The sequence below is a fragment of the Leisingera sp. McT4-56 genome (assembly GCF_020514995.1).
GTDB lineage: Bacteria > Pseudomonadota > Alphaproteobacteria > Rhodobacterales > Rhodobacteraceae > Leisingera > Leisingera aquaemixtae_A.
On record NZ_JAJALF010000007.1, the window covers coordinates 151,221 to 168,868 of the forward strand.

A 17,648-nucleotide genomic window follows, 5' to 3' on the forward strand; every position below is an offset into this window, starting at 1 on the left:
AGCTGACAGAACTGCCGCCGATGGAGAACACAAATGTCTGATGTGCGCGAAGAAGCTCTGAAGAGCAAAGCCTGGCCGTTTGAAGAAGCCCGCCGGGTTCTCAAACGTTATGCCAAGGGCGCGCCGGAGAAGGGCTATGTGCTGTTCGAAACCGGCTATGGCCCCTCCGGCCTGCCGCACATCGGCACCTTCGGCGAGGTCGCCCGCACCACCATGATCAAGAAAGCGTTCGAGACCATCTCGGACATCCCGACCCGGCTGATCTGCTTCTCCGACGATCTGGACGGGATGCGCAAGGTGCCCGGCAACGTCCCCAACCAGGAGGCGCTGGCAGAACACCTGCAAAAGCCGCTGACCTCGGTGCCGGACCCGTTCGGCACGCATGAGAGCTTCGGCCACCACAACAACGCCATGCTGCGCCGGTTCCTGGACACCTTCGGGTTCTCCTATGAGTTCTATTCGGCCACCGAATTCTACCAGTCCGGCCAGTTCGACGAGATCCTGAAGCGTGCCGTCGACAAGTACGACGACATCATGGAGATCATGCTGAAGTCCTTGCGCGAAGAGCGCCGCCAGACCTATTCGATCTTCCTGCCGATCCACCCTGAGACCGGCCGCGTGCTTTATGTGCCGATGAAGAAAGTCTGCGCCGAGACCTATACCGTCACCTTCGACGACGAGGACGGCAAGGAATGGACCCTGCCGGTGACCGGCGGCAACGTGAAGCTGCAGTGGAAGCCGGACTTCGGCGCCCGCTGGGCCGCTCTGGAAGTCGACTTCGAGATGTACGGCAAGGACCACTCCACAAATACGCCGATCTACGACGGCATCTGCCGGGTGCTGGGCCAGCGCGCGCCGGAGCATTTCACCTATGAGCTGTTCCTCGATGAAAACGGCCAGAAGATCTCCAAATCCTCCGGCAACGGCGTCTCGATCGACGAATGGCTGACCTATGCCTCGACCGAGTCGCTGGCGTATTTCATGTACCAGAAGCCCAAGACCGCCAAGCGGATGCATTTCGACGTGATCCCCAAGGCGGTGGACGAATACCACCAGCAGCTGCGCGCCTACCACGGGCAGGACCTGAAGGCGCAGCTCAATAACCCGGTCTGGCACATCCACGGCGGCGACGTTCCGCAATCGGACATGGTGGTGCCGTTCTCGATGCTGTTGAACCTCGCCTCCGCCTCCAGCGCCGAGGACAAGGAAACCATGTGGGGCTTCATCAACAAATACGCCCCCAACGCCACGCCGGACACCCATCCGGGCATGGATCAGGCGGCGGGCTTTGCGGTTGCCTATTTCAATGACTTCGTGAAACCCGCGAAGGAATTCCGCCTGCCCACCGATCAGGAGCGCGCGGCGCTGCAGGATCTGGCGGATGCGCTGAAATCGGCGGACGCCGCCCTGGCCGCAATTGCCAAGAAGAACGAGATCGCAGGCAACGACGACCCGCTGCCCGAGGCGGATTTCGCGGACGAGGAATTCCTGCAGTCGGTGGTTTTCGCAATCGGCAAGATCCACGGGTTCGAGCCGCTGCGCGCCTGGTTCTCGGCGATCTACGAAGTGCTGCTGGGGGCCTCCCAAGGCCCGCGCTTCGGCGGCTTCATCGCGCTTTACGGCGTCGAGGACACCATTGCCCTGATCGAAAAGGCGCTGGCAGGCGAGCTGGCGTAAGCCTGCTCAAAGAACCAATTTTCAAGGGCGCGGTCTTCCGCGCCCTTGCTGTTTCAGCCCTGTTGCACAACGCCGCGCACCGCGTGCAAACGCACCGGCCTACGGCTTCCCTCTGCGCAAGAAAATTACCAGATCGCAAAAAAAGTTTTGACGCCACGTCACTCTGTCCTAACTTATGAAAACGGACCGGGAGGGACAGATGCGCAGTGTTCTGTTTGCGGGGGTTGGTATTTTTCTTCTGACCTTCCCGGTTTTTGCCCAAAGAGAGCCGGTCACTGCTGTGATCGGCTCTCAGTTTGAAGCCTTCCTGAACAATGATACCGAAACGGCGTTCTCCTTTGCCTCGCCGAATATCCGGCGCTTGTTCGGCACCCCGGAGCGTTTTGGCGAGATGGTGCGCCAGGGCTACCCGATGGTCTGGCGCCCGGCTGAGGTGCGTTACCTGGACCTGCGCGACGTGGCCGGCAGCCTGTGGCAGCGGGTGATGATCACCGATCAAACCGGCGCCGTGCACCTGCTGGATTACCAAATGGTTAAGATGGAAAATGGCTGGAAAATCAACGCGGTACATCTTCTGAATGGGCGGGGTGACAGCGTCTGAACCCAGGGCGGCGTACGCACCGCTGGGCGGATTTTAAGGCCGCTCCTGTACTTCCTTTTCCCCGAACGCGAAATGCGCAGCAGGAAAGGGAACTTCCATGAACAAGGCAATCACCGAAGGTCTGCAGCTGATGCCCCCCGCTTTTGCGGACGGGCTGGATGTCTGGTCCAGCGGCGACGGCACCCCGGGGTCGGACACCTATGACGGCGCCGCCAATGCGGTTTTTGTGGCGGCGGATGCGGATTTCGGCGGCTGCCTGGAGATGCAGAAGACCGAGAACACCCAGAAGCTCCGCTTCATGGGCCAGACGCCGCTGGAGCCGGGCTGCTACCTGCAGATCAAGGTCCGCATCAAGGCCGTGAGCGGCGCGCTGCCGGCGGTCCGCGTCGCCGGCTGGGCCGGTGCCAGCGGCGGCAGCCACATCGGCGGCGTGTCCGAATACGGTATGCAATATGCGCTCACCGAATACGGCAAGGTGCTGGAGGTGACCGGCATCGCCGGCAGCGGCGAACGCGGCGGGGTGGAGATGGTCTGGGGGCGCGATGCGGCCTACGGCCATTTCGGGCTCGACCTGACGGGCGCCAACGGCGGCGTTGTGCGGATTGACGATATCGAGATCACCGACATCACCAGCGCCTTCTACCGCAAAATGCTGAGCGTGGTGGACGTTACCGACTATGGCGCGGTGGGCAACGGCAGCACCGATTGCGCAGCGGCGTTCGAGGCCGCCGATGCCGCCGCGGACGGGCGCCGCATCCTGGTGCCCGCGGGCGAATTCTATCTGGCCAGCACCGTGTCGCTGAACCACGAGACCGTGTTCGAGGGCACCGTCGACATGCCGGACGACCAGATGCTTCTGCTGACCAAGAACTTCGACTTCCCCTCCTACGCCGCCGCCTTCGGGGACGAGGGGCTGGGCTTCCGAAAGGCGTTCCAGGCGCTGATCAACAACTCGGACCATGAATCGCTCGACCTGATGGGCCGCAAGATCAGCGTCACCGGCCCCATCGACATGGCCGCGGCGGTGCCCAACAAAACCTCCTATGCCACCCGCCGGATCATCCGCAACGGCCAGATCGAGGCCGCCGACAGCGCCGCCTGGGACAGCGAAACGGTGACCTCGCAGGCGACCTACAGCGCGTCTGACGCCCGCAAGCTGACCAATGTCGCCAATATCGCCAATATCGCGGTGGGCGCGCTGGTGGAGGGCGCCGGGGTCGGGCGCGAGGTCTATGTGCGGTCCAAGAACACCGGCGCGGGCGAGCTGACCCTCAGCGCCCCGCTTTACGATGCCGAAGGCACCCAGACCTTCACCTTCACCGACTTCAAATACCTGGTGGACTTCAGCGGCTTCAGCTCACTCAGCAAGTTCGGCGTCGAGGGCATCGAGTTCCAGTGCAACGGCCGCTGCAGCGCCCTGCGCCTGGCGCCTTCCGGCTCGGTGTTCGCGATCGACAGCTGCTTCATCTCGCGGCCCAAGGACCGCGGCATCACCTCTATCGGCACCGGCTGCCAGGGCATCCTGATCGACAATTGCCAGTTCCTGTCGCACGAGGACCCGCTGGACGTTTCCGACCGCGTCAGCATCGGCCTCAACGTCAACAACAACGATGCCAAGCTGCGCAGCAACCGGGCCACCCGGTTCCGCCATTTCGCGGTCCTAGGCGGCGGCAACAACACGGTGACGGGCAACCATTTCTTTCAGGGCGACAGCGTCGCGGGCGGGGTGCGCACCGCCGGGCTGGTGCTGACCTCCAACAACTGCACCTCCACCGTGTCGGACAATTACATCGACAACTGCTTCATCGAATGGACCAACGAGTGGGACCCGACGCCGGACTTCACCGGCGGCTTTTCCTTCAGCGCGCTGTCGGTCACTGCCAATGTGTTCCTGTCCGGCGACGTCGCGCCCTGGTTCAGCTATATCGTGATCAAACCCTACGGCAGCGGCCACTACCTGAACGGCCTCACTGTCACCGGCAACAAGTTCCGTTCGCTGAACGGCAGCATCGACCGGGCGGAGCGGGTCGATACGAGTTTTTCGGACCTCGACTTCAGCCGGTCCAAGAATGTGGTTTTCAGCGGCAACATGTACCACAACGTCTCCATCCAGTCGGCCAATCCGCTGCGGGTGCTCCACGGCCAGTCCTCGGCGTCCGCCACCTGGACGGTCCCGGCCGGGGGCGAGCTGCCGTTCCAGGGACATGCGCGCTATGTCGACAGCGTGATGGCGCTGGGGCCGCTGCAGACCAGCGGCAACAGCACCCGCTACATCACCCCCTACGCCGAGGTTCTGCAGGGCGCCGACAGCGACGAGATCCGCCTGCGCTGGCAGGAGGCGGTCAAGGGCGAGGTGCAGGTGCTGATGCGGATGGACAGCTGATGTCAGCCGCTGGGCAGCAGGTCGGCGGCGGCAAGGTGGAAGGCCTTGCCGAACCCGCCGTTCAAATGCGCCGCCGTGATGCGGAAGCGGACAAAGCTGAAGTCGGCGAACTGCAGGTACAGCTTGGCCTTGGGATGCTGACGCAGATAGCCTGCCGCCAGCGCCGCGTGCTCCGGGTCCTGGCGCGGCACAAACTCCGCTGCCGCCATCAGGCTGAGCCGCGGATGGGTCAGCGCGTCGCCCTTGGCGCCCGGCTCCCCCACCATGAGCGAACAGGCCGGATGCTGCCGCAGCGCCTGGGTGTGCTGCGCAAGATCCGAGATCAGGCTGAGCGGGTCGCCCTGCGGATCCAGAGCGAAAGCCACCCGCGTCACCAGCGGCTGGCCTGCCTCCAGCATGACGCCAAGCGCGGCAAAGCGGGCCTCTGCCATCAGGCTGCGGGCGAGGGCGCGGGCCTCGTCATCGGTGGGGCGGATCGGGGTCGCCATGGGGGCCTCCTGCCGGCGGGGATCTCATCAGAACTTCTGCCACAGCCCCAGTTTCAGGCCAAGGCTGCGTTCGCCTGCCTTGCGGTGCTCCAGCCCCAGGATCAGCTCGCGCCCGGATTTCAGGGGATAGCGCAGCGACGGTGTCAGCGTGTAGGAGAGCTGCCCGCCCTGCGGCTTGGCGGTCTCGATCTGCAGCATCGGGGCGATTTTGCCGGGCCGGTGCATCCCCAGCGTGGCGTCCAGCTTCCAGACCGTCTGCAACCCGCTGTTGCGCAGTTCGTAGGCGGCGTCGATCGCCAGCCAGCCGCTGGCGCTGCCGGTTTCAAACCCGCGCCCGTAAGACAGGGTGGCGCGCTGCATCATCATCCACAGGCCATTGTCGCGATGGCCGCCAAAGGCGGCTTCCGCCGCCAGCCTGGAACGCTTGCCGGCACCCAGCGGCAGCCGGGCAAACATCAGCGCGTGGCCGTACAGGTCCCCGGTGCTGTTCAGATCCACCCCCAGGGTCAGCTTGGGGGTGAGCCCGTAAGCGCCGTAGTAGCTCAGCTCATATCCGGTGCGGCCGCCGGCCTGGCGGTATGTTGCGCTGGCCGCGGCAAACCCCTGCCCCGGCTGCTCCAGCCAGGCGCCGGCAGCCGCCGTCTGGGTCAGCATCACGGCAAGACAGGCTGTAGAGGCAGATTTCATTCCGAAACCCCGTGCGATTGAAGCAAGGGTTCGGGTTTATGGTTAAGGTTGTGTTAACCGCGGTGCGCGCTGCTTTGGCGTGTTCCGGAAAAAATGTCGTGCGCTTTATGCGTGAACAGGCGTAGGCTGGAACAGAGTCAACGGAGAAGCCCATGCCGAACATAGCAAAAACCGCGGACATCCAGACCGTTATCACCACATTCGAGATGACGCCGGGCACCTGCCAGGACCTGTTGGAGGCGCTTGAGGACGCCTATGCAGAGTTCATTTCCAAGCAGCCCGGGTTCATTGCGGCCGGCCTGCATGTGAATGACGCGCAGACCCGGATTGCCAATTACTCGCAATGGCGCCGCCGCGAGGATTTCATGGCGATGCTGCGCTCCCCCGAGATGCGCGAACGCAACCGCAAGATCAACGAGCTGTGCCGCAGCTTCGAGCCGGTGATGTATGACGTGGCCGAGGTGTTCGGGGCCTGAGGCGCCCCCGCACCGCGCGGTCCCGGCCGTTCAGGCGTCCGGCGCGGCGATGCTGCCGCCGCCCGGCCGCACCGCCGCCGCGGCGCATGATCCCGGTCAAACCGCAGCGGCGAAATCCGGTGTAGGCTTTCAGCGAAGGGAGAACTGCCATGTATCATAATATTCTGGTGCCGATCTCATTTGACCCGGAGCGCGACGTGACCGGGCCGCTGAAGGTGGCGCGCCTGCTGTCCGCACCGGGCGCCAAGGTGACGCTGCTGCATGTGATCGAACAGGTTCCGGCCTATGCGATTTCCTATGTGCCGGCGGATTTCATGGAAGACACACGCGTGGCGCTGCAGGCAGAGCTGGACGGGCTGGCCAAGACCCTGCCCGACGCCGAGGGGGTGCTGATCGAAGGCCATTCCGGCCGCACCATTCTGGACTGGGCAGAACAAAACGGGCCGGACCTGATCATCCTGGCCTCGCACCGGCCGTCGATGCAGGACCTGCTGTGGGGGTCGACCTCAGGCCACGTGGTGCGCCACGCGGCCTGTGCCGTGCATGTGGTGCGCTGAGCCGGGCTGCGCTGAGCCAAGCCCGGCTGGCGGTGCGGCCTAGGCCGGAACCGCCGCTTTCAGGATCTGCCAGGCCAGCCGGATCATCGCGCCGGGCAGCAGGGCAGAGCGCAGGAGAACCTTGTTGGAATTCACTGCCTCGGCAATGCGGGCGTAGTGCACCTGCTTGTTCGCGGGGGAGCGCAGCAGGATGGTTTCGGCCTGTTTCATCGCCGATTCCGCCTGCCGCTTGATCTGCGGCACCGCGGCGGGTTTCACCGGGCGGTAGAGGTTCAGCCCCTTGCGTTTGACCGGCTGGCCCGGGTCCAGGTTCTGCTTGACCGACCGGGTCAGCGTTTCCTCCACCAGCACCAGCGCCTCGCGGGCCTCGGCATAGGCCTGGTTTCCGTCCAGCTTCTGCGCCGCAAGCTTGTAGGTGTGGCGGAAGCAGTCGAACTTGTAGACCTGGGGCAGCTCTCCGCAGCGGTCGAAGCCACGGGTCAGGGTGGTGACCACCGCCTTGGTGGCCCGGGAGCTGAGGCCGCTGCGCTGGCCGCCGCCGCTGTTCATGCCCATGCCGTCACCGCCGCCCCCGCCGCCGCTGCCGGCCAGGACCGGGGTGCAGGCGAGGATCAGGGCCAGGAGCCCGGCGAGAATGTTTTTGCTGCTCATATGTGCCTCCGTGATTTGCAGGCAGCTTACCACGGGTCAGCTTTCTGAAAACCGGCGGAGTTCTGCAAATTCGGCGTGAATGCGGCAGGGTTGCCTTGCAGCCGCAGCGGCGGGTGCCCACCTCGGAATGGGAGACACAGGACAAAGGAGAGCGGAAAATGAGATGCCCGATCGACGGAACCGAACTGCGCATGACCGAGCGCGCAGGCGTCGAGATCGACTATTGCCCGGACTGCCGCGGGGTGTGGCTGGACCGGGGCGAACTGGACAAGATCATCGAACGGTCGGCGCAGCCCGCGCAATCCGCCCCGCAGCCGCAACGTTATGAGGAGCGCGGCCGGGATCACACCCCGCGCCACGACAAGACATACTACAAGAAGAAAAAGAAGAACTTCCTGGAGGATCTGTTCGACTTCTGACCGCCCGTATCTGAGGGTCCGTACCTGAGGGCCTGTGGCGCCGCCCCGGCTGTCTGGGGGCGGCTGGCCGCAGGCATCAGTGCATGGTGCAGAAGGAGCCGTGTTTGGCGTCCTTCATCAGAGTGTCGAAATCGGAGCCCTTCATCTCGACCAGCGTCTTGTGGTCGCCGGCCTCGAACCAGACCTTGTCGAGCCCGCGCAGGCTGTCGTCGATCACTGTCGGCACCATATAGGCGGCGCCGACGCAAGGCGCCGCACCCGGGTCGCAGTCGTCAAAGACCTGGTCCAGCTCAATTTCCGGCGCGAGGCCGAGGCGGCGGTCGATCATCGACTGCAGCTTGTGCAGGTCGACCTTGTGGTTGGAGGGGATCACCGCCAGGAAGGGGCCTTCCTCCATGTGGATCAGCACTGATTTGGCCAGGTGGTCGCCCGGCACATGCGCGGCTTCGGCGCATTCCGATGCGGTGGCGGTATAGGGGTGGCGGACGGTGGCGAAGGGCAAGCCCTGTGCCTCCAGATGATGTTTCAGGCGTGAGGCAATCATCGAAGGGTCCTCCTGTCTGGGGCGGGACCCCGGCAGCGCGTGGCGCGGGTCATGGGCGCCGCGGGAGCATCCAGGCTCGCTGATCGGGCGGCGGCATCAGATCCGGGCGCAGCAAGCGGCAAGCCGGGGCGCGCGCAGGTTTCTGGTGCCCATCAGTCTGCGCCCGAAGGGGTGAGTCGGGCAAGAGGGGCGGAGAGGTGTGGGCGGCGGGGTGTAAATGAAAGGGGATTTCGCTGCGAAAGTTTGTTTGCTGGTAAGTGGTTAGTGAGTTTGCAGTGGTTTTGCGGTGCAGGGAACTGCATGGCGCAACGTAGGGTGGGCAATTTGCCCACCGTCCAAGAGTTGGTTAACAGGATCTTAACTTGCGCTGGGATCAAATAGCCCATGCCAAATTACCGCCGGTTCAAACGCGAGGGCGGCTGCTATTTTTTCACCATCAATCTGGCGCAGCGGGACAGCTCGCTGCTCGTCGGGGAAATTGCGGCCTTGAGGACGGCGTATGCAAAGACGTTGAAGCAGGCGCCATTCCGCTGCGATGCCATAGTCGTTCTGCCCGATCACCTGCATGCGGTCTGGACGCTGCCGGCAGGCGACAGCGGTTTTTCGGAGCGTTGGCGGCTGATTAAATCCAGGTTTTCACACGCTGTTGAAGGCAGCTTTGGGCGTTCAGCCAGCAAGCAGGCCAAGCGGGAGAAAGGGATCTGGCAGCGGCGGTACTGGGAGCATTTGATCCGGGATGAGGAGGACTACCGGAGGCATGTAGCCTATTGCTGGGCCAACCCGGTGAAACATGGGTTGGCTGAGCGCCCAGCGGACTGGGCGTTTTCGTCGATTCACCGCGATATTCGCGCCGGGCGGGTTGCGGCGGAATGGGCAGAGCGCAGCCCGGACGGAGCCTTTGGCGAGTAGGGCGGGCGATTCCGCCCACCATTTGATTGTTCAGCCGGGGGTGGTGGGCAGATTGCCCACCCTACGAAAACTTCTTCTGCGATTTTCCCCGGTAGGCCCGTGTCCCGGCCTTGCCCGCGGTTGACCGCCCCCGCGATTTGACCGCGGCCTCGGACGCCGCCTCCACCGCCGATTGCCGCGCCAGCGGGTCGTCAGAGATGGCGAGGTCGACCGCCTCCAGCCGTTTGATCTCGTCGCGCAGGCGCGCGGCTTCTTCGAACTCCAGGTTCTCGGCCGCCTTGCGCATCTCGTCGCGCAACCCGTTCAGATGCGCCTCCAGGTTGGCGCCGTGCATCGGCTTGCCGATCTGGGCGGTGACGCGGTTCATGTCCACATCGCCCTCGTAAAGGCCGGCCAGAACATCCTCGACGTTTTTCTTGACCGTCTCCGGCGTGATGCCGTGCTTCGTGTTGTAGGCGATCTGCTTTTCGCGGCGGCGGTTGGTTTCGCCCAGGGCGCGCTCCATCGAGCCGGTGATCTTGTCGGCATACATGATGACGCGGCCGTCGGCGTTGCGGGCGGCGCGGCCGATGGTCTGGATCAGCGAGGTCTCAGAACGCAGGAAGCCCTCCTTGTCGGCGTCCAGAATGGCGACGAGGCCGCATTCGGGGATATCGAGACCTTCGCGCAGGAGGTTGATGCCGATGAGCACGTCAAAGGCGCCGAGGCGCAGGTCGCGCAGGATTTCGATGCGTTCCAGCGTGTCGATGTCGGAGTGCATGTAGCGGACCTTGATGCCCTGTTCGTGCAGGTATTCGGTGAGGTCCTCGGCCATTCGTTTGGTGAGGGTGGTCACAAGGGTGCGGAAACCGTTGGCGGTGACCTTGCGCACCTCATCCAGCAGGTCGTCGACCTGCATCGAGACCGGGCGGATTTCGACTTCCGGGTCCAGGAGGCCGGTGGGGCGGATCACCTGTTCGGTGAAGACGCCGCCGGACTGATCCAGTTCCCAGCCCGCAGGGGTGGCGGAGACGAAGACCGACTGCGGGCGCATGGCGTCCCATTCCTCGAACTTGAGGGGCCGGTTGTCCATGCACGACGGCAGGCGGAAGCCGTGTTCGGCCAGGGTGAACTTGCGCCGGTGGTCGCCGCGGTACATGCCGCCGATCTGCGGGACGGAGACGTGGCTTTCGTCGGCGAACACGATGGCGTTGTCGGGGATGAATTCAAAGAGGGTCGGGGGCGGCTCGCCCGGGGCGCGGCCCGTCAGGTAGCGGGAGTAGTTCTCGATCCCGTTGCAGTGGCCGGTCGCCTCCAGCATTTCGAGGTCGAAGTTGGTGCGCTGCTCCAGCCGCTGCGCCTCCAGAAGTTTGCCGTCGTTCACCAGCTGGTCGAGGCGCTGTTTCAGCTCGGCCTTGATGGAGACCACGGCCTGGTTGAGGGTTGGTTTCGGGGTCACGTAGTGGGAGTTCGCATAGACGCGGATCTGGTCAAACGTGCCGGTCTTTTCGCCGGTCAGCGGGTCGAACTCGGTGATCGCCTCCAGCTCCTCGCCGAAGAAGGAGAGCTTCCAGGCGCGGTCCTCCAGGTGGGCTGGAAAGATTTCCAGCGTGTCGCCGCGGACCCGGAAGGAGCCGCGCTGGAAGGCCTGGTCGTTGCGCTTGTACTGCTGGGCGACCAGGTCGGCCATGATCTGGCGCTGGTCGTACATCTCGCCGGCCTTCAGGTCCTGGGTCATGGCGGAGTAGGTTTCGACCGAGCCGATGCCGTAAATGCAGCTGACGGACGCGATGATGATCACGTCATCGCGTTCGAGCAGGGCGCGGGTCGCCGAGTGGCGCATCCGGTCGATCTGCTCGTTGATCTGGCTTTCCTTCTCAATATAGGTGTCGGAGCGCGGCACATAGGCCTCCGGCTGGTAGTAGTCGTAGAAGGAGACGAAGTATTCGACCGAGTTCTCCGGGAAGAAGCCCTTGAATTCGCCGTAGAGCTGGGCCGCCAGCGTCTTGTTGGGGGCGAGGATGATCGCCGGGCGCTGGGTTTCCTCGATCACCTTGGCCATAGTGAAAGTCTTGCCGGTGCCGGTGGCGCCCAGCAGCACCTGGTTGCGCTCGCCCTCCAGAACGCCCTCTGACAGTTCCTTGATCGCGGTGGGCTGGTCGCCGGCCGGATCGAAGGTGGTGTTCATGACAAACCGCTTGCCGCCCTCCAGCTTGGGCCGCTGCTGCGGCGCGCGCTGGGTCATCATCGGCATGGTTTTGTCGGAATGGGCATAGGGCATCAGGCGACTCCGTTGGCGGCTGGGGCCGATTTTGGTCTGTTTTTGTTCCGGTGCAAGGGGGCGGGGGGTGCAATCCGGGATATGGTGTCAGATTTTGTCAGCAGGCGCGGGGCGCAGCAGCTTTGCCAGCAGCTCAGCCAGCCGCCGCGCCTCGCCCGGGCTGAAATGCGGGGTGACGGCCTGCTGCATGGCCGCTGAATAGACGGCCCAGATGCGGGCACGCATGGCGGCGCCCTCCGGCGTGATCACCAGCACCTGGCCGCGGCCGTCATCGTTGCAAGTCCGGCGCGCCAGCAGGCCTGTCTTGGCCAGCCGCTCCGCCAGGCGGGAGACGCCGTATTGCGGCAGCAGCAGTTTTTCCTGCAGCTCAAAGGGGCGCAGGCCCGCATCGCCCGCGCATTCCAGCTCCCACAGCATGTCATACCAGTCGAGCCCCGGCAGGCCCGCCTGTTTCAGCACAGCCTCCACCGAAGCCAGGACGGATTTGTGGGCGCGGGCGAGCGGCAGCCAGACGGCGAAAGGGTCGGGTGTCTCCATGCGGATTATTTAGATGCAAGTGCATTGACATGCAAGGCTGAGGTCCCACTTGATGTAAATGCAACTGCATTTACATGAGGATCCCATGAGCGACCTGCATCTGATCAGCCACCATCTGTGCCCCTATGTGCAGCGGGCGGTGATTGTGCTGAGCGAGAAATCCATTCCGCACCGGCGCACCTATATCGACCTGGCGGACAAGCCCGGCTGGTTCCGAGCGCTGTCGCCCACCGGCCGGGTGCCGGTGCTGGAGACCAGCGGGCGGGTGCTGTTCGAAAGCCAGGTGATTGCGGAATATCTGGATGAGACCACGCCCGGCTCCCTTCATCCCACGAATGCGCTGGAGCGGGCACGGCACCGGGCCTGGATTGAATTCGGCTCGGACACGCTGGCGGCCATCGGCAAGCTCTATAATGCGCCGGATGAGGCGGCGTTTGCCGCGGCTGCGGACACCCTGCGCGGACGGCTGGAACGGATCGCGCCGGAGGTGGCGGGGGTGTTCTTTGCCGGGGACAGTTTCCACATGGTGGACGGGGTCTGGGGCACCATCTTCCGCTATTTCGACACGTTTGATGCCATCGGGGACTTTGCCTTGATGCCTGCGCAGGGGGGCATGGCGGATTGGCGGGCGGCGGTTGCGGCCCGTCCGTCGGTGCGGCAGGCGCCGCCGGAGGGCTATCCGGCGCGGCTGATGGCGTTTCTTTGTGCCCGGCAATCGCATCTGGGGAGGCTGGCGCGGGCGCCCTGTGGCGGGGCTGCAAAAGCCGGATAACCCTGTTCAAAATGCCACCTTGCCGCAGAGCCGCATCCGGCGCATAAAAGCGCTGGATTGAGACTCAAGGAGAGACAGCCCATGCAAGCGCGGATTTACCGGCCGGCACGCAACGCCATGACCTCTGGCATGGCCAAGACGCGGAAATGGGTGCTGGAGTTTGCGCCTGCCTCGGCGCGCGAAGTGGACCCGCTGATGGGCTGGACCTCCTCCACCGACACCCAGGCGCAGGTCAAGCTGCGGTTCGACAGCAAGGAAGCGGCGGTGGAATATGCCGAGGACCACGGCATCGACGCGGTGGTTGTCGACCCGAAGGAGCGCAAGGCCAACATCCGTCCGGGCGGCTACGGCGACAATTTCGCCACCAACCGCCGCGGCCCCTGGACCCACTGAGATTGTATGTAAATCTTGATCGAGTTCCCACCGTTTCGGCATGAGTTCTCACCACGATCTACATATAGGGTGCCCGGCGGGCGCCTTTTCTATATCTGGGCTTGAGCATTGTGGCCGAGGCCGAATGCATTGCGGAAACAGAGCACAGGCTCTTTCGTTTTGCTGTGCCTGCATATTCGGGGGCCAGGTAGCTTCATGCAGGGCGATGGGGGCAGCCGCCGCTTTCTGCAACAGTGAAAAGATAGAGTTTCACATCAGCCTGCTCCAAGACAGCAGGCAGCCCGAAGCGGTCATAGACTTGGTGTGACGCGGCAAGGATGCTGCCGGTGCAAAATTTTCGGGCCATCTCACCAAAAGCGGCCACTCACCGAACCCGGCGAGCTACTGCCAATGCTGCGGACCGCTTCAGGGGGGCGCGATGCGCAGGAAGCCGCCGCTGCAAAGTTGCGAACCGTCTTCGCCCTTCGGAACCTGATCGGCCCTTTCTTGCCGTTGGCCACTGCGTTCCTTCGCTGCACTGCGGCCGCAATTGCGGACATTCGCTGAGACGCCGAAATCTGATGCTGGGTGAATTCACACACTGCGGGACAGACCCGCCTTTGGCCCTTGCAGCTATTGCTGCCGCAGAAACCCCTCGCTCCTGCAGCGCGAGACTTTCGGCTGTGTGGCGAACTTCCTGTTTGCGGTCATTCGGGCCCGCGGAAATCGGCGCAGCGCAAACCGCCTTTCGCTGCAGCCATGTCAGGCAAACGAGACGCGAACCAAGCGTCCAATTGGAAGACCAGACTAATTGCAAGCAGGTAAAGTCTGGTAATTCTCTACGTCGCAGTGATTGGCATCGTTGAACCTGAACCAATTAGTACTAAGCAGGCTGCGCAACTGTGGCACCAGCACGGGTCCAGACGATGGAACATGTCAGGCAGGGGCTGTGCTTTTAGCGGCCAAGTAACATTCCAGCCAATCCCAGCAGAACACCTGAATTCTTGCCTTGTCGACAGCCTTTGGGTTCAAGCAGCTTTCAAACCAGACACCTTCGAGGAATACCAATAGGAAAGTAGCGAAAGTATGCGAATCTACAAAAATACTGCGTTCTTCGATAAGGCCTTGAATGAGGAGTTCGAAGGCTGCCCGCTGCTCCTGAAACGTTTCCTCGAAGGCAGATTTTAAAGCCGGGTTTGTCTGTGAAAGACTCCAGAAACCTGTGTAGGTTCCAATAACGCCGTCGTTTGACCATTCGTTTGAAAAGTACAGCTGAAACAGTTGTTTCAGCCGCTCTTCGGCGCTCAGTTCTGTGTTGCCGGTGATTGCGCGGACTTCGGCAAGGTATTGCCTTGCCATGTCCTGGTAAGCCTCGAGAAACAGGCTGTCCTTGCCGTCGAAGTAGTGGGTAAGCAGGCCCGGGGAAACCCCCAGGTCCTTGCAGATTTCCCGGACACCAGTGCCTTGGGCGCCGTATTTTGCAAGCGAATCCCTGGCTCCTTGCAGCATCAGCCGACGCCGGTCCTCGGGGTTGAGGCGCTGTCTCTTCTGGTTGGCCAAGATTGATACATCCCTGCCTGCTTCCTGGTAATTGAATACTTGTACAGCAATCGGCGGGAAGTGCAAACCATTTGCCCGCTGCCGAAAAATACTCAATTGTACAATTGGACAGTAAGTCTTGACGTTAGCTGTACATGTGTACAATAGTTTGGAGCGGCACAGTTGGAATTGCAAACAGGAGCACGGGATGTCTGTCAAAATCGAATCTCTTCAGGTGTCTGGCACGCAACTGGAAATTTGCTGGACCGGCACCGGCCGGGTCACCCGCTATCCGGCGGTTTGGCTGCGCGACCACTGCCATAGTGCCCGCAGCATGAATCCGGAATCGCAGCAGCGGTCAGTTGACACCTTTGCAATTCCCGCTGATTTGGCGCCTGTTTCCGCGCGGCTGGAGGCCGGGACGGTTTACGTTGCCTGGCCGCAGGAGGCTGACGAAAGCGAGTACCCAGTATCCTTCCTGGAGGCGATGGCAGAGCCGGGCCTGTGGCAGGAAGACCGCCCGAAGAGCCTGTGGGTGGCGGCAGATCTGGAGGGCGGGCTGCCGGAGGTGCCCCACGCTGCGGTGATGGCGGAGGACAGCAGCGGCTTGGCGGAGTGGCTGGATCTCGTCGACCGCCACGGGTTTGCGCTGGTGACCGGCGTCCCGGCCACGCCGGAGGCCACCGAGGAACTGCTGAAGCGGGTTGGCTATATCCGCCAGACCATTTTTGGCGGGTTCTGGGATTTCACCGCCAACAAGGCCTTTGCTGATACCGCTTATTCGACAGTGGAAATCGGCCCGCACACCGATGGCACCTATGCCATCGACTCTCCCGGTTACCAGGCGTTCCACTGCCTAGAGTTCGACGGCACCGGCGGCGAGAGCATCTTTGTCGATGCCTTCAAGGTGGCAAAGGACATCCGGGAACAGGACCCCGAGGCCTTTGAGGTGCTGGCCAAGGTGCCGGTGCCAGCGCAGTACAAGGGCGACGGGGTGCATCTGATGGCGGAAAACCCGGTCATCGGTCTGGATCGTTACGGCGGCCTGCGCAAAATCACCTACAACAACTATGACCGGGCGCCGTTCCGGCTGGAGGACAGCCTTCAGGCGGCTTTCTACAGGAGCCTGAAGCTGTTCAACAGCCTGATCAATAACCGCGCTTACCAGCTGCGGTTCGGCCTGCGTCCCGGTACGGTGGTGCTGTTCGACAACTGGCGGGTGCTGCACGCGCGGGAAGCCTACGAGGGCCACCGCCGTCTGTGCGGGGCTTATCACAACAAAGAGGATTTCCTGTCCAAGTTGCGGCTTTTGCGCAAACGGGGCTGATCCACTCCGGTGACGGCTCTGCCGGGCCGTGAAACCTGCCAGCCGGCCGGGCCAACGGGCCGGCTGGCGCCATTGCAATCAGGCTGGAACAAACTGTGAGGAGGCTGGGATGCCCAAGAATAAAGTGATCAGCAACCACGATCGCAGATGGCCGGTACGGATGGACCGGCAAGAAGGGCCTGTGCAGCACGGTGCGCTGGACCATTCCGACGCGCCTGCCGACCTGGACGATGTGCGCCGTTACCGGCTGGGGCGGCTGCAATCGGAAATGCAGCGGCAGGACGTGCCGGCGCTCCTGCTGCTGGACCCGATCAATACCCGATACGCCACCGACTGCACCAACATGCAGATATGGTGCATGCATTTCGAGACCCGCTGTGTGTTTGTGCCCGCCGACGGGCCGGTGACCTTGCTGGATTACGCCGATATGCCCTTCCTGGCGGAAGGTCTGCCGACGGTGGACAAATACGGGGTGATGAAAGCGCATTACTTCTTTGCTGCCGGCAACCGGATGGAAGAATGGGCCGAGGCCTTTGGCACCCAGATCGGCGGGCTGATGGCCCGCTACTGTCCAGGTGAGAAGCGGCTGGCGATCGACCGGCTGTCGCATCTGGGCGGCAGCGCCATTCAGGGCCTGGGGTTCGAGATCGTAGACGGCCAGAGCGTGGCCGAGGTGGCGCGTTCGATCAAGTCGCCGGGGGAACTGGAACTGATGAAGGCGGTGATTGCGGTCGCCGACAAGGGGATGCATGCGATGCGCGATGCGCTGCGGCCGGGCATAACCGAAAATGCCCTGTGGGCCAAGCTGCATGAGGTCAATATTGCCGAAGGCGGCGAGTGGATTGAAACCCGCTTGCTGGCCTCTGGTCCGCGCACCAATCCCTGGTTCCACGAAAGCTCAATGCGGGTGATCGAGGCGGGCGACATGGTGTCCTTCGATACCGACCTGGTCGGGCCCTACGGCTATTGCGCGGATATTTCCCGTGCCTGGGTATGCGGCGATGTCTGGTCGCGGGAGCAGGCGGAACTGTATCAGCTGGCGCGCGAGCAGGTGGAGTTCAACATGGAGGTGATCAGGCCCGGCATGTCCTACCGGGAGATTGCCGAGAAATCCTGGCCCATCCCAGACCGGTTTAAGAAGAACCGCTATGGTTGCCTGGCGCATGGGGTCGGGCTGTGTGATGAGTACCCGTCTTTACCCTACCGCGAAGACTTGGAGGAATACGGCTATGACGGGGTGGTGGAGCCGGGCATGGTGCTGGCGGTTGAATCCTACATCGGTGAGGAAGGCGCGATGGAAGGGGTGAAGCTGGAGCAGATGATCCATGTGACCGAGACCGGCTGGGAGCTGCTTTCCCATTACCCGTGGGAGGAGTTCGAGGCATAGCCAAAGGAAGCCGCGGATACCATAAAAGGCCGCCGTGTTCACTCCTGGCGGCCTTTTCTTTC

Annotated in this window: 18 protein-coding genes; 11 read left to right on the forward strand and 7 right to left on the reverse strand. The window is 63.0% G+C overall.

Translation table 11 applies throughout. The features are described 5' to 3' along the window. The first annotated feature begins 33 nt into the window (after window positions 1–33). The 3 genes from LHL23_RS10695 to LHL23_RS10705 all read left to right on the forward strand — a co-directional run bounded on the left by LHL23_RS10695 (window position 34) and on the right by LHL23_RS10705 (window position 4,661). Window positions 34–1,677 (forward strand): lysine--tRNA ligase, encoded by a 1,644-nt coding sequence (locus LHL23_RS10695; RefSeq protein WP_226429848.1) that lies wholly within the window; start codon window positions 34–36, stop codon window positions 1,675–1,677. Between the two features lie 199 nt (window positions 1,678–1,876). Further along, on the forward strand, window positions 1,877–2,278 hold the full coding sequence (locus LHL23_RS10700) for a DUF4864 domain-containing protein (RefSeq protein WP_226429849.1): 402 nt from the start codon (window positions 1,877–1,879) through the stop codon (window positions 2,276–2,278). 97 nt (window positions 2,279–2,375) lie between these two features. Further along, window positions 2,376–4,661, forward strand: coding sequence for a glycosyl hydrolase family 28-related protein (locus tag LHL23_RS10705; protein WP_226429850.1), 2,286 nt, complete (start codon window positions 2,376–2,378; stop codon window positions 4,659–4,661). A 2-nt stretch (window positions 4,662–4,663) separates the two neighbouring features. Here LHL23_RS10705 and LHL23_RS10710 read toward each other — a convergent pair whose 3' ends face one another. Together LHL23_RS10710 and LHL23_RS10715 are read right to left on the reverse strand one after the other, a co-directional pair. Further along, window positions 4,664–5,149: a HugZ family pyridoxamine 5'-phosphate oxidase gene (locus tag LHL23_RS10710; RefSeq protein WP_226429851.1), complete on the reverse strand. Its 486-nt coding sequence runs from the start codon at window positions 5,147–5,149 to the stop codon at window positions 4,664–4,666. Between the two features lie 27 nt (window positions 5,150–5,176). After that, entirely contained in the window at window positions 5,177–5,836 is a 660-nt protein-coding gene (locus LHL23_RS10715) for a hypothetical protein (protein ID WP_226429852.1), read from the reverse strand. Window positions 5,837–5,988: 152 nt separating this feature from the next. On the opposite strand from LHL23_RS10715, the gene LHL23_RS10720 reads away from it, so the two are divergent. Together LHL23_RS10720 and LHL23_RS10725 are read left to right on the forward strand one after the other, a co-directional pair. Then, entirely contained in the window at window positions 5,989–6,312 is a 324-nt protein-coding gene (locus LHL23_RS10720; RefSeq protein WP_222481829.1) for an antibiotic biosynthesis monooxygenase family protein, read from the forward strand. A 149-nt stretch (window positions 6,313–6,461) separates the two neighbouring features. Next, the gene (locus LHL23_RS10725) at window positions 6,462–6,869 is read left to right on the forward strand and encodes a universal stress protein (RefSeq protein WP_226429853.1); all 408 of its coding nucleotides are present in this window, start codon (window positions 6,462–6,464) and stop codon (window positions 6,867–6,869) included. A 39-nt stretch (window positions 6,870–6,908) separates the two neighbouring features. Here the strand turns inward: LHL23_RS10725 and LHL23_RS10730 are convergent, their stop codons facing one another. Then, window positions 6,909–7,520 carry a hypothetical protein gene (locus LHL23_RS10730; protein WP_226429854.1) on the reverse strand — a complete coding sequence of 204 codons (612 nt, stop codon included), beginning with the start codon at window positions 7,518–7,520 and terminating at the stop codon, window positions 6,909–6,911. A gap of 158 nt (window positions 7,521–7,678) precedes the next feature. Between LHL23_RS10730 and LHL23_RS10735 the strand changes: the two genes are divergently transcribed. After that, window positions 7,679–7,939, forward strand: a complete 261-nt coding sequence (locus LHL23_RS10735; protein ID WP_226429855.1) for a TFIIB-type zinc ribbon-containing protein — start codon at window positions 7,679–7,681, stop codon at window positions 7,937–7,939. A 76-nt stretch (window positions 7,940–8,015) separates the two neighbouring features. On the opposite strand, the gene LHL23_RS10740 is transcribed toward LHL23_RS10735, so the two are convergent. Then, window positions 8,016–8,483, reverse strand: coding sequence for an aminoacyl-tRNA deacylase (locus LHL23_RS10740; RefSeq protein WP_222481833.1), 468 nt, complete (start codon window positions 8,481–8,483; stop codon window positions 8,016–8,018). Window positions 8,484–8,867: 384 nt separating this feature from the next. Between LHL23_RS10740 and LHL23_RS10745 the strand changes: the two genes are divergently transcribed. Then, entirely contained in the window at window positions 8,868–9,392 is a 525-nt protein-coding gene (locus LHL23_RS10745; protein WP_226429856.1) for an REP-associated tyrosine transposase, read from the forward strand. A 61-nt stretch (window positions 9,393–9,453) separates the two neighbouring features. On the opposite strand, the gene uvrB is transcribed toward LHL23_RS10745, so the two are convergent. Together uvrB and LHL23_RS10755 are read right to left on the reverse strand one after the other, a co-directional pair. Beyond that, a complete protein-coding gene (uvrB, locus tag LHL23_RS10750; RefSeq protein WP_226429857.1) occupies window positions 9,454–11,652 on the reverse strand; it encodes an excinuclease ABC subunit UvrB in 2,199 nt (732 codons plus the stop codon). An 87-nt stretch (window positions 11,653–11,739) separates the two neighbouring features. Then, complete coding sequence (locus LHL23_RS10755; RefSeq protein WP_226429858.1) at window positions 11,740–12,189, reverse strand: MarR family winged helix-turn-helix transcriptional regulator; 450 nt, start codon at window positions 12,187–12,189, stop codon at window positions 11,740–11,742. Between the two features lie 85 nt (window positions 12,190–12,274). Here LHL23_RS10755 and LHL23_RS10760 point away from each other — a divergent pair, with 85 nt between their 5' ends. Then, window positions 12,275–12,961, forward strand: a complete 687-nt coding sequence (locus LHL23_RS10760; RefSeq protein WP_226429859.1) for a glutathione S-transferase family protein — start codon at window positions 12,275–12,277, stop codon at window positions 12,959–12,961. Window positions 12,962–13,042: 81 nt separating this feature from the next. Further along, window positions 13,043–13,354, forward strand: coding sequence for an ETC complex I subunit (locus LHL23_RS10765; protein ID WP_226429860.1), 312 nt, complete (start codon window positions 13,043–13,045; stop codon window positions 13,352–13,354). A 915-nt stretch (window positions 13,355–14,269) separates the two neighbouring features. On the opposite strand, the gene LHL23_RS10770 is transcribed toward LHL23_RS10765, so the two are convergent. Next, on the reverse strand, window positions 14,270–14,989 hold the full coding sequence (locus tag LHL23_RS10770) for a TetR/AcrR family transcriptional regulator (RefSeq protein ID WP_226429861.1): 720 nt from the start codon (window positions 14,987–14,989) through the stop codon (window positions 14,270–14,272). 91 nt (window positions 14,990–15,080) lie between these two features. Between LHL23_RS10770 and LHL23_RS10775 the strand changes: the two genes are divergently transcribed. Then, window positions 15,081–16,199 (forward strand): trimethyllysine dioxygenase, encoded by a 1,119-nt coding sequence (locus LHL23_RS10775; RefSeq protein ID WP_222481860.1) that lies wholly within the window; start codon window positions 15,081–15,083, stop codon window positions 16,197–16,199. Between the two features lie 109 nt (window positions 16,200–16,308). Next, entirely contained in the window at window positions 16,309–17,586 is a 1,278-nt protein-coding gene (locus tag LHL23_RS10780) for a M24 family metallopeptidase (RefSeq protein ID WP_226429862.1), read from the forward strand. The last annotated feature ends 62 nt before the right edge of the window (window positions 17,587–17,648 follow it).

Excerpts from the sequence above, each read along its gene's own strand:
- LHL23_RS10695 (WP_226429848.1), top strand. The coding sequence starts at position 34 with ATGTCTGATGTGCGCGAAGAAGCTCTGAAGAGCAAAGCCTGGCCGTTT.
- LHL23_RS10700 (WP_226429849.1), top strand. The coding sequence starts at position 1,877 with ATGCGCAGTGTTCTGTTTGCGGGGGTTGGTATTTTTCTTCTGACCTTC.
- LHL23_RS10705 (WP_226429850.1), top strand. The coding sequence starts at position 2,376 with ATGAACAAGGCAATCACCGAAGGTCTGCAGCTGATGCCCCCCGCTTTT.
- LHL23_RS10710 (WP_226429851.1), bottom strand. The coding sequence starts at position 5,149 with ATGGCGACCCCGATCCGCCCCACCGATGACGAGGCCCGCGCCCTCGCC.
- LHL23_RS10715 (WP_226429852.1), bottom strand. The coding sequence starts at position 5,836 with ATGAAATCTGCCTCTACAGCCTGTCTTGCCGTGATGCTGACCCAGACG.
- LHL23_RS10720 (WP_222481829.1), top strand. The coding sequence starts at position 5,989 with ATGCCGAACATAGCAAAAACCGCGGACATCCAGACCGTTATCACCACA.
- LHL23_RS10725 (WP_226429853.1), top strand. The coding sequence starts at position 6,462 with ATGTATCATAATATTCTGGTGCCGATCTCATTTGACCCGGAGCGCGAC.
- LHL23_RS10730 (WP_226429854.1), bottom strand. The coding sequence starts at position 7,520 with ATGAGCAGCAAAAACATTCTCGCCGGGCTCCTGGCCCTGATCCTCGCC.
- LHL23_RS10735 (WP_226429855.1), top strand. The coding sequence starts at position 7,679 with ATGAGATGCCCGATCGACGGAACCGAACTGCGCATGACCGAGCGCGCA.
- LHL23_RS10740 (WP_222481833.1), bottom strand. The coding sequence starts at position 8,483 with ATGATTGCCTCACGCCTGAAACATCATCTGGAGGCACAGGGCTTGCCC.
- LHL23_RS10745 (WP_226429856.1), top strand. The coding sequence starts at position 8,868 with ATGCCAAATTACCGCCGGTTCAAACGCGAGGGCGGCTGCTATTTTTTC.
- uvrB (WP_226429857.1), bottom strand. The coding sequence starts at position 11,652 with ATGCCCTATGCCCATTCCGACAAAACCATGCCGATGATGACCCAGCGC.
- LHL23_RS10755 (WP_226429858.1), bottom strand. The coding sequence starts at position 12,189 with ATGGAGACACCCGACCCTTTCGCCGTCTGGCTGCCGCTCGCCCGCGCC.
- LHL23_RS10760 (WP_226429859.1), top strand. The coding sequence starts at position 12,275 with ATGAGCGACCTGCATCTGATCAGCCACCATCTGTGCCCCTATGTGCAG.
- LHL23_RS10765 (WP_226429860.1), top strand. The coding sequence starts at position 13,043 with ATGCAAGCGCGGATTTACCGGCCGGCACGCAACGCCATGACCTCTGGC.
- LHL23_RS10775 (WP_222481860.1), top strand. The coding sequence starts at position 15,081 with ATGTCTGTCAAAATCGAATCTCTTCAGGTGTCTGGCACGCAACTGGAA.
- LHL23_RS10780 (WP_226429862.1), top strand. The coding sequence starts at position 16,309 with ATGCCCAAGAATAAAGTGATCAGCAACCACGATCGCAGATGGCCGGTA.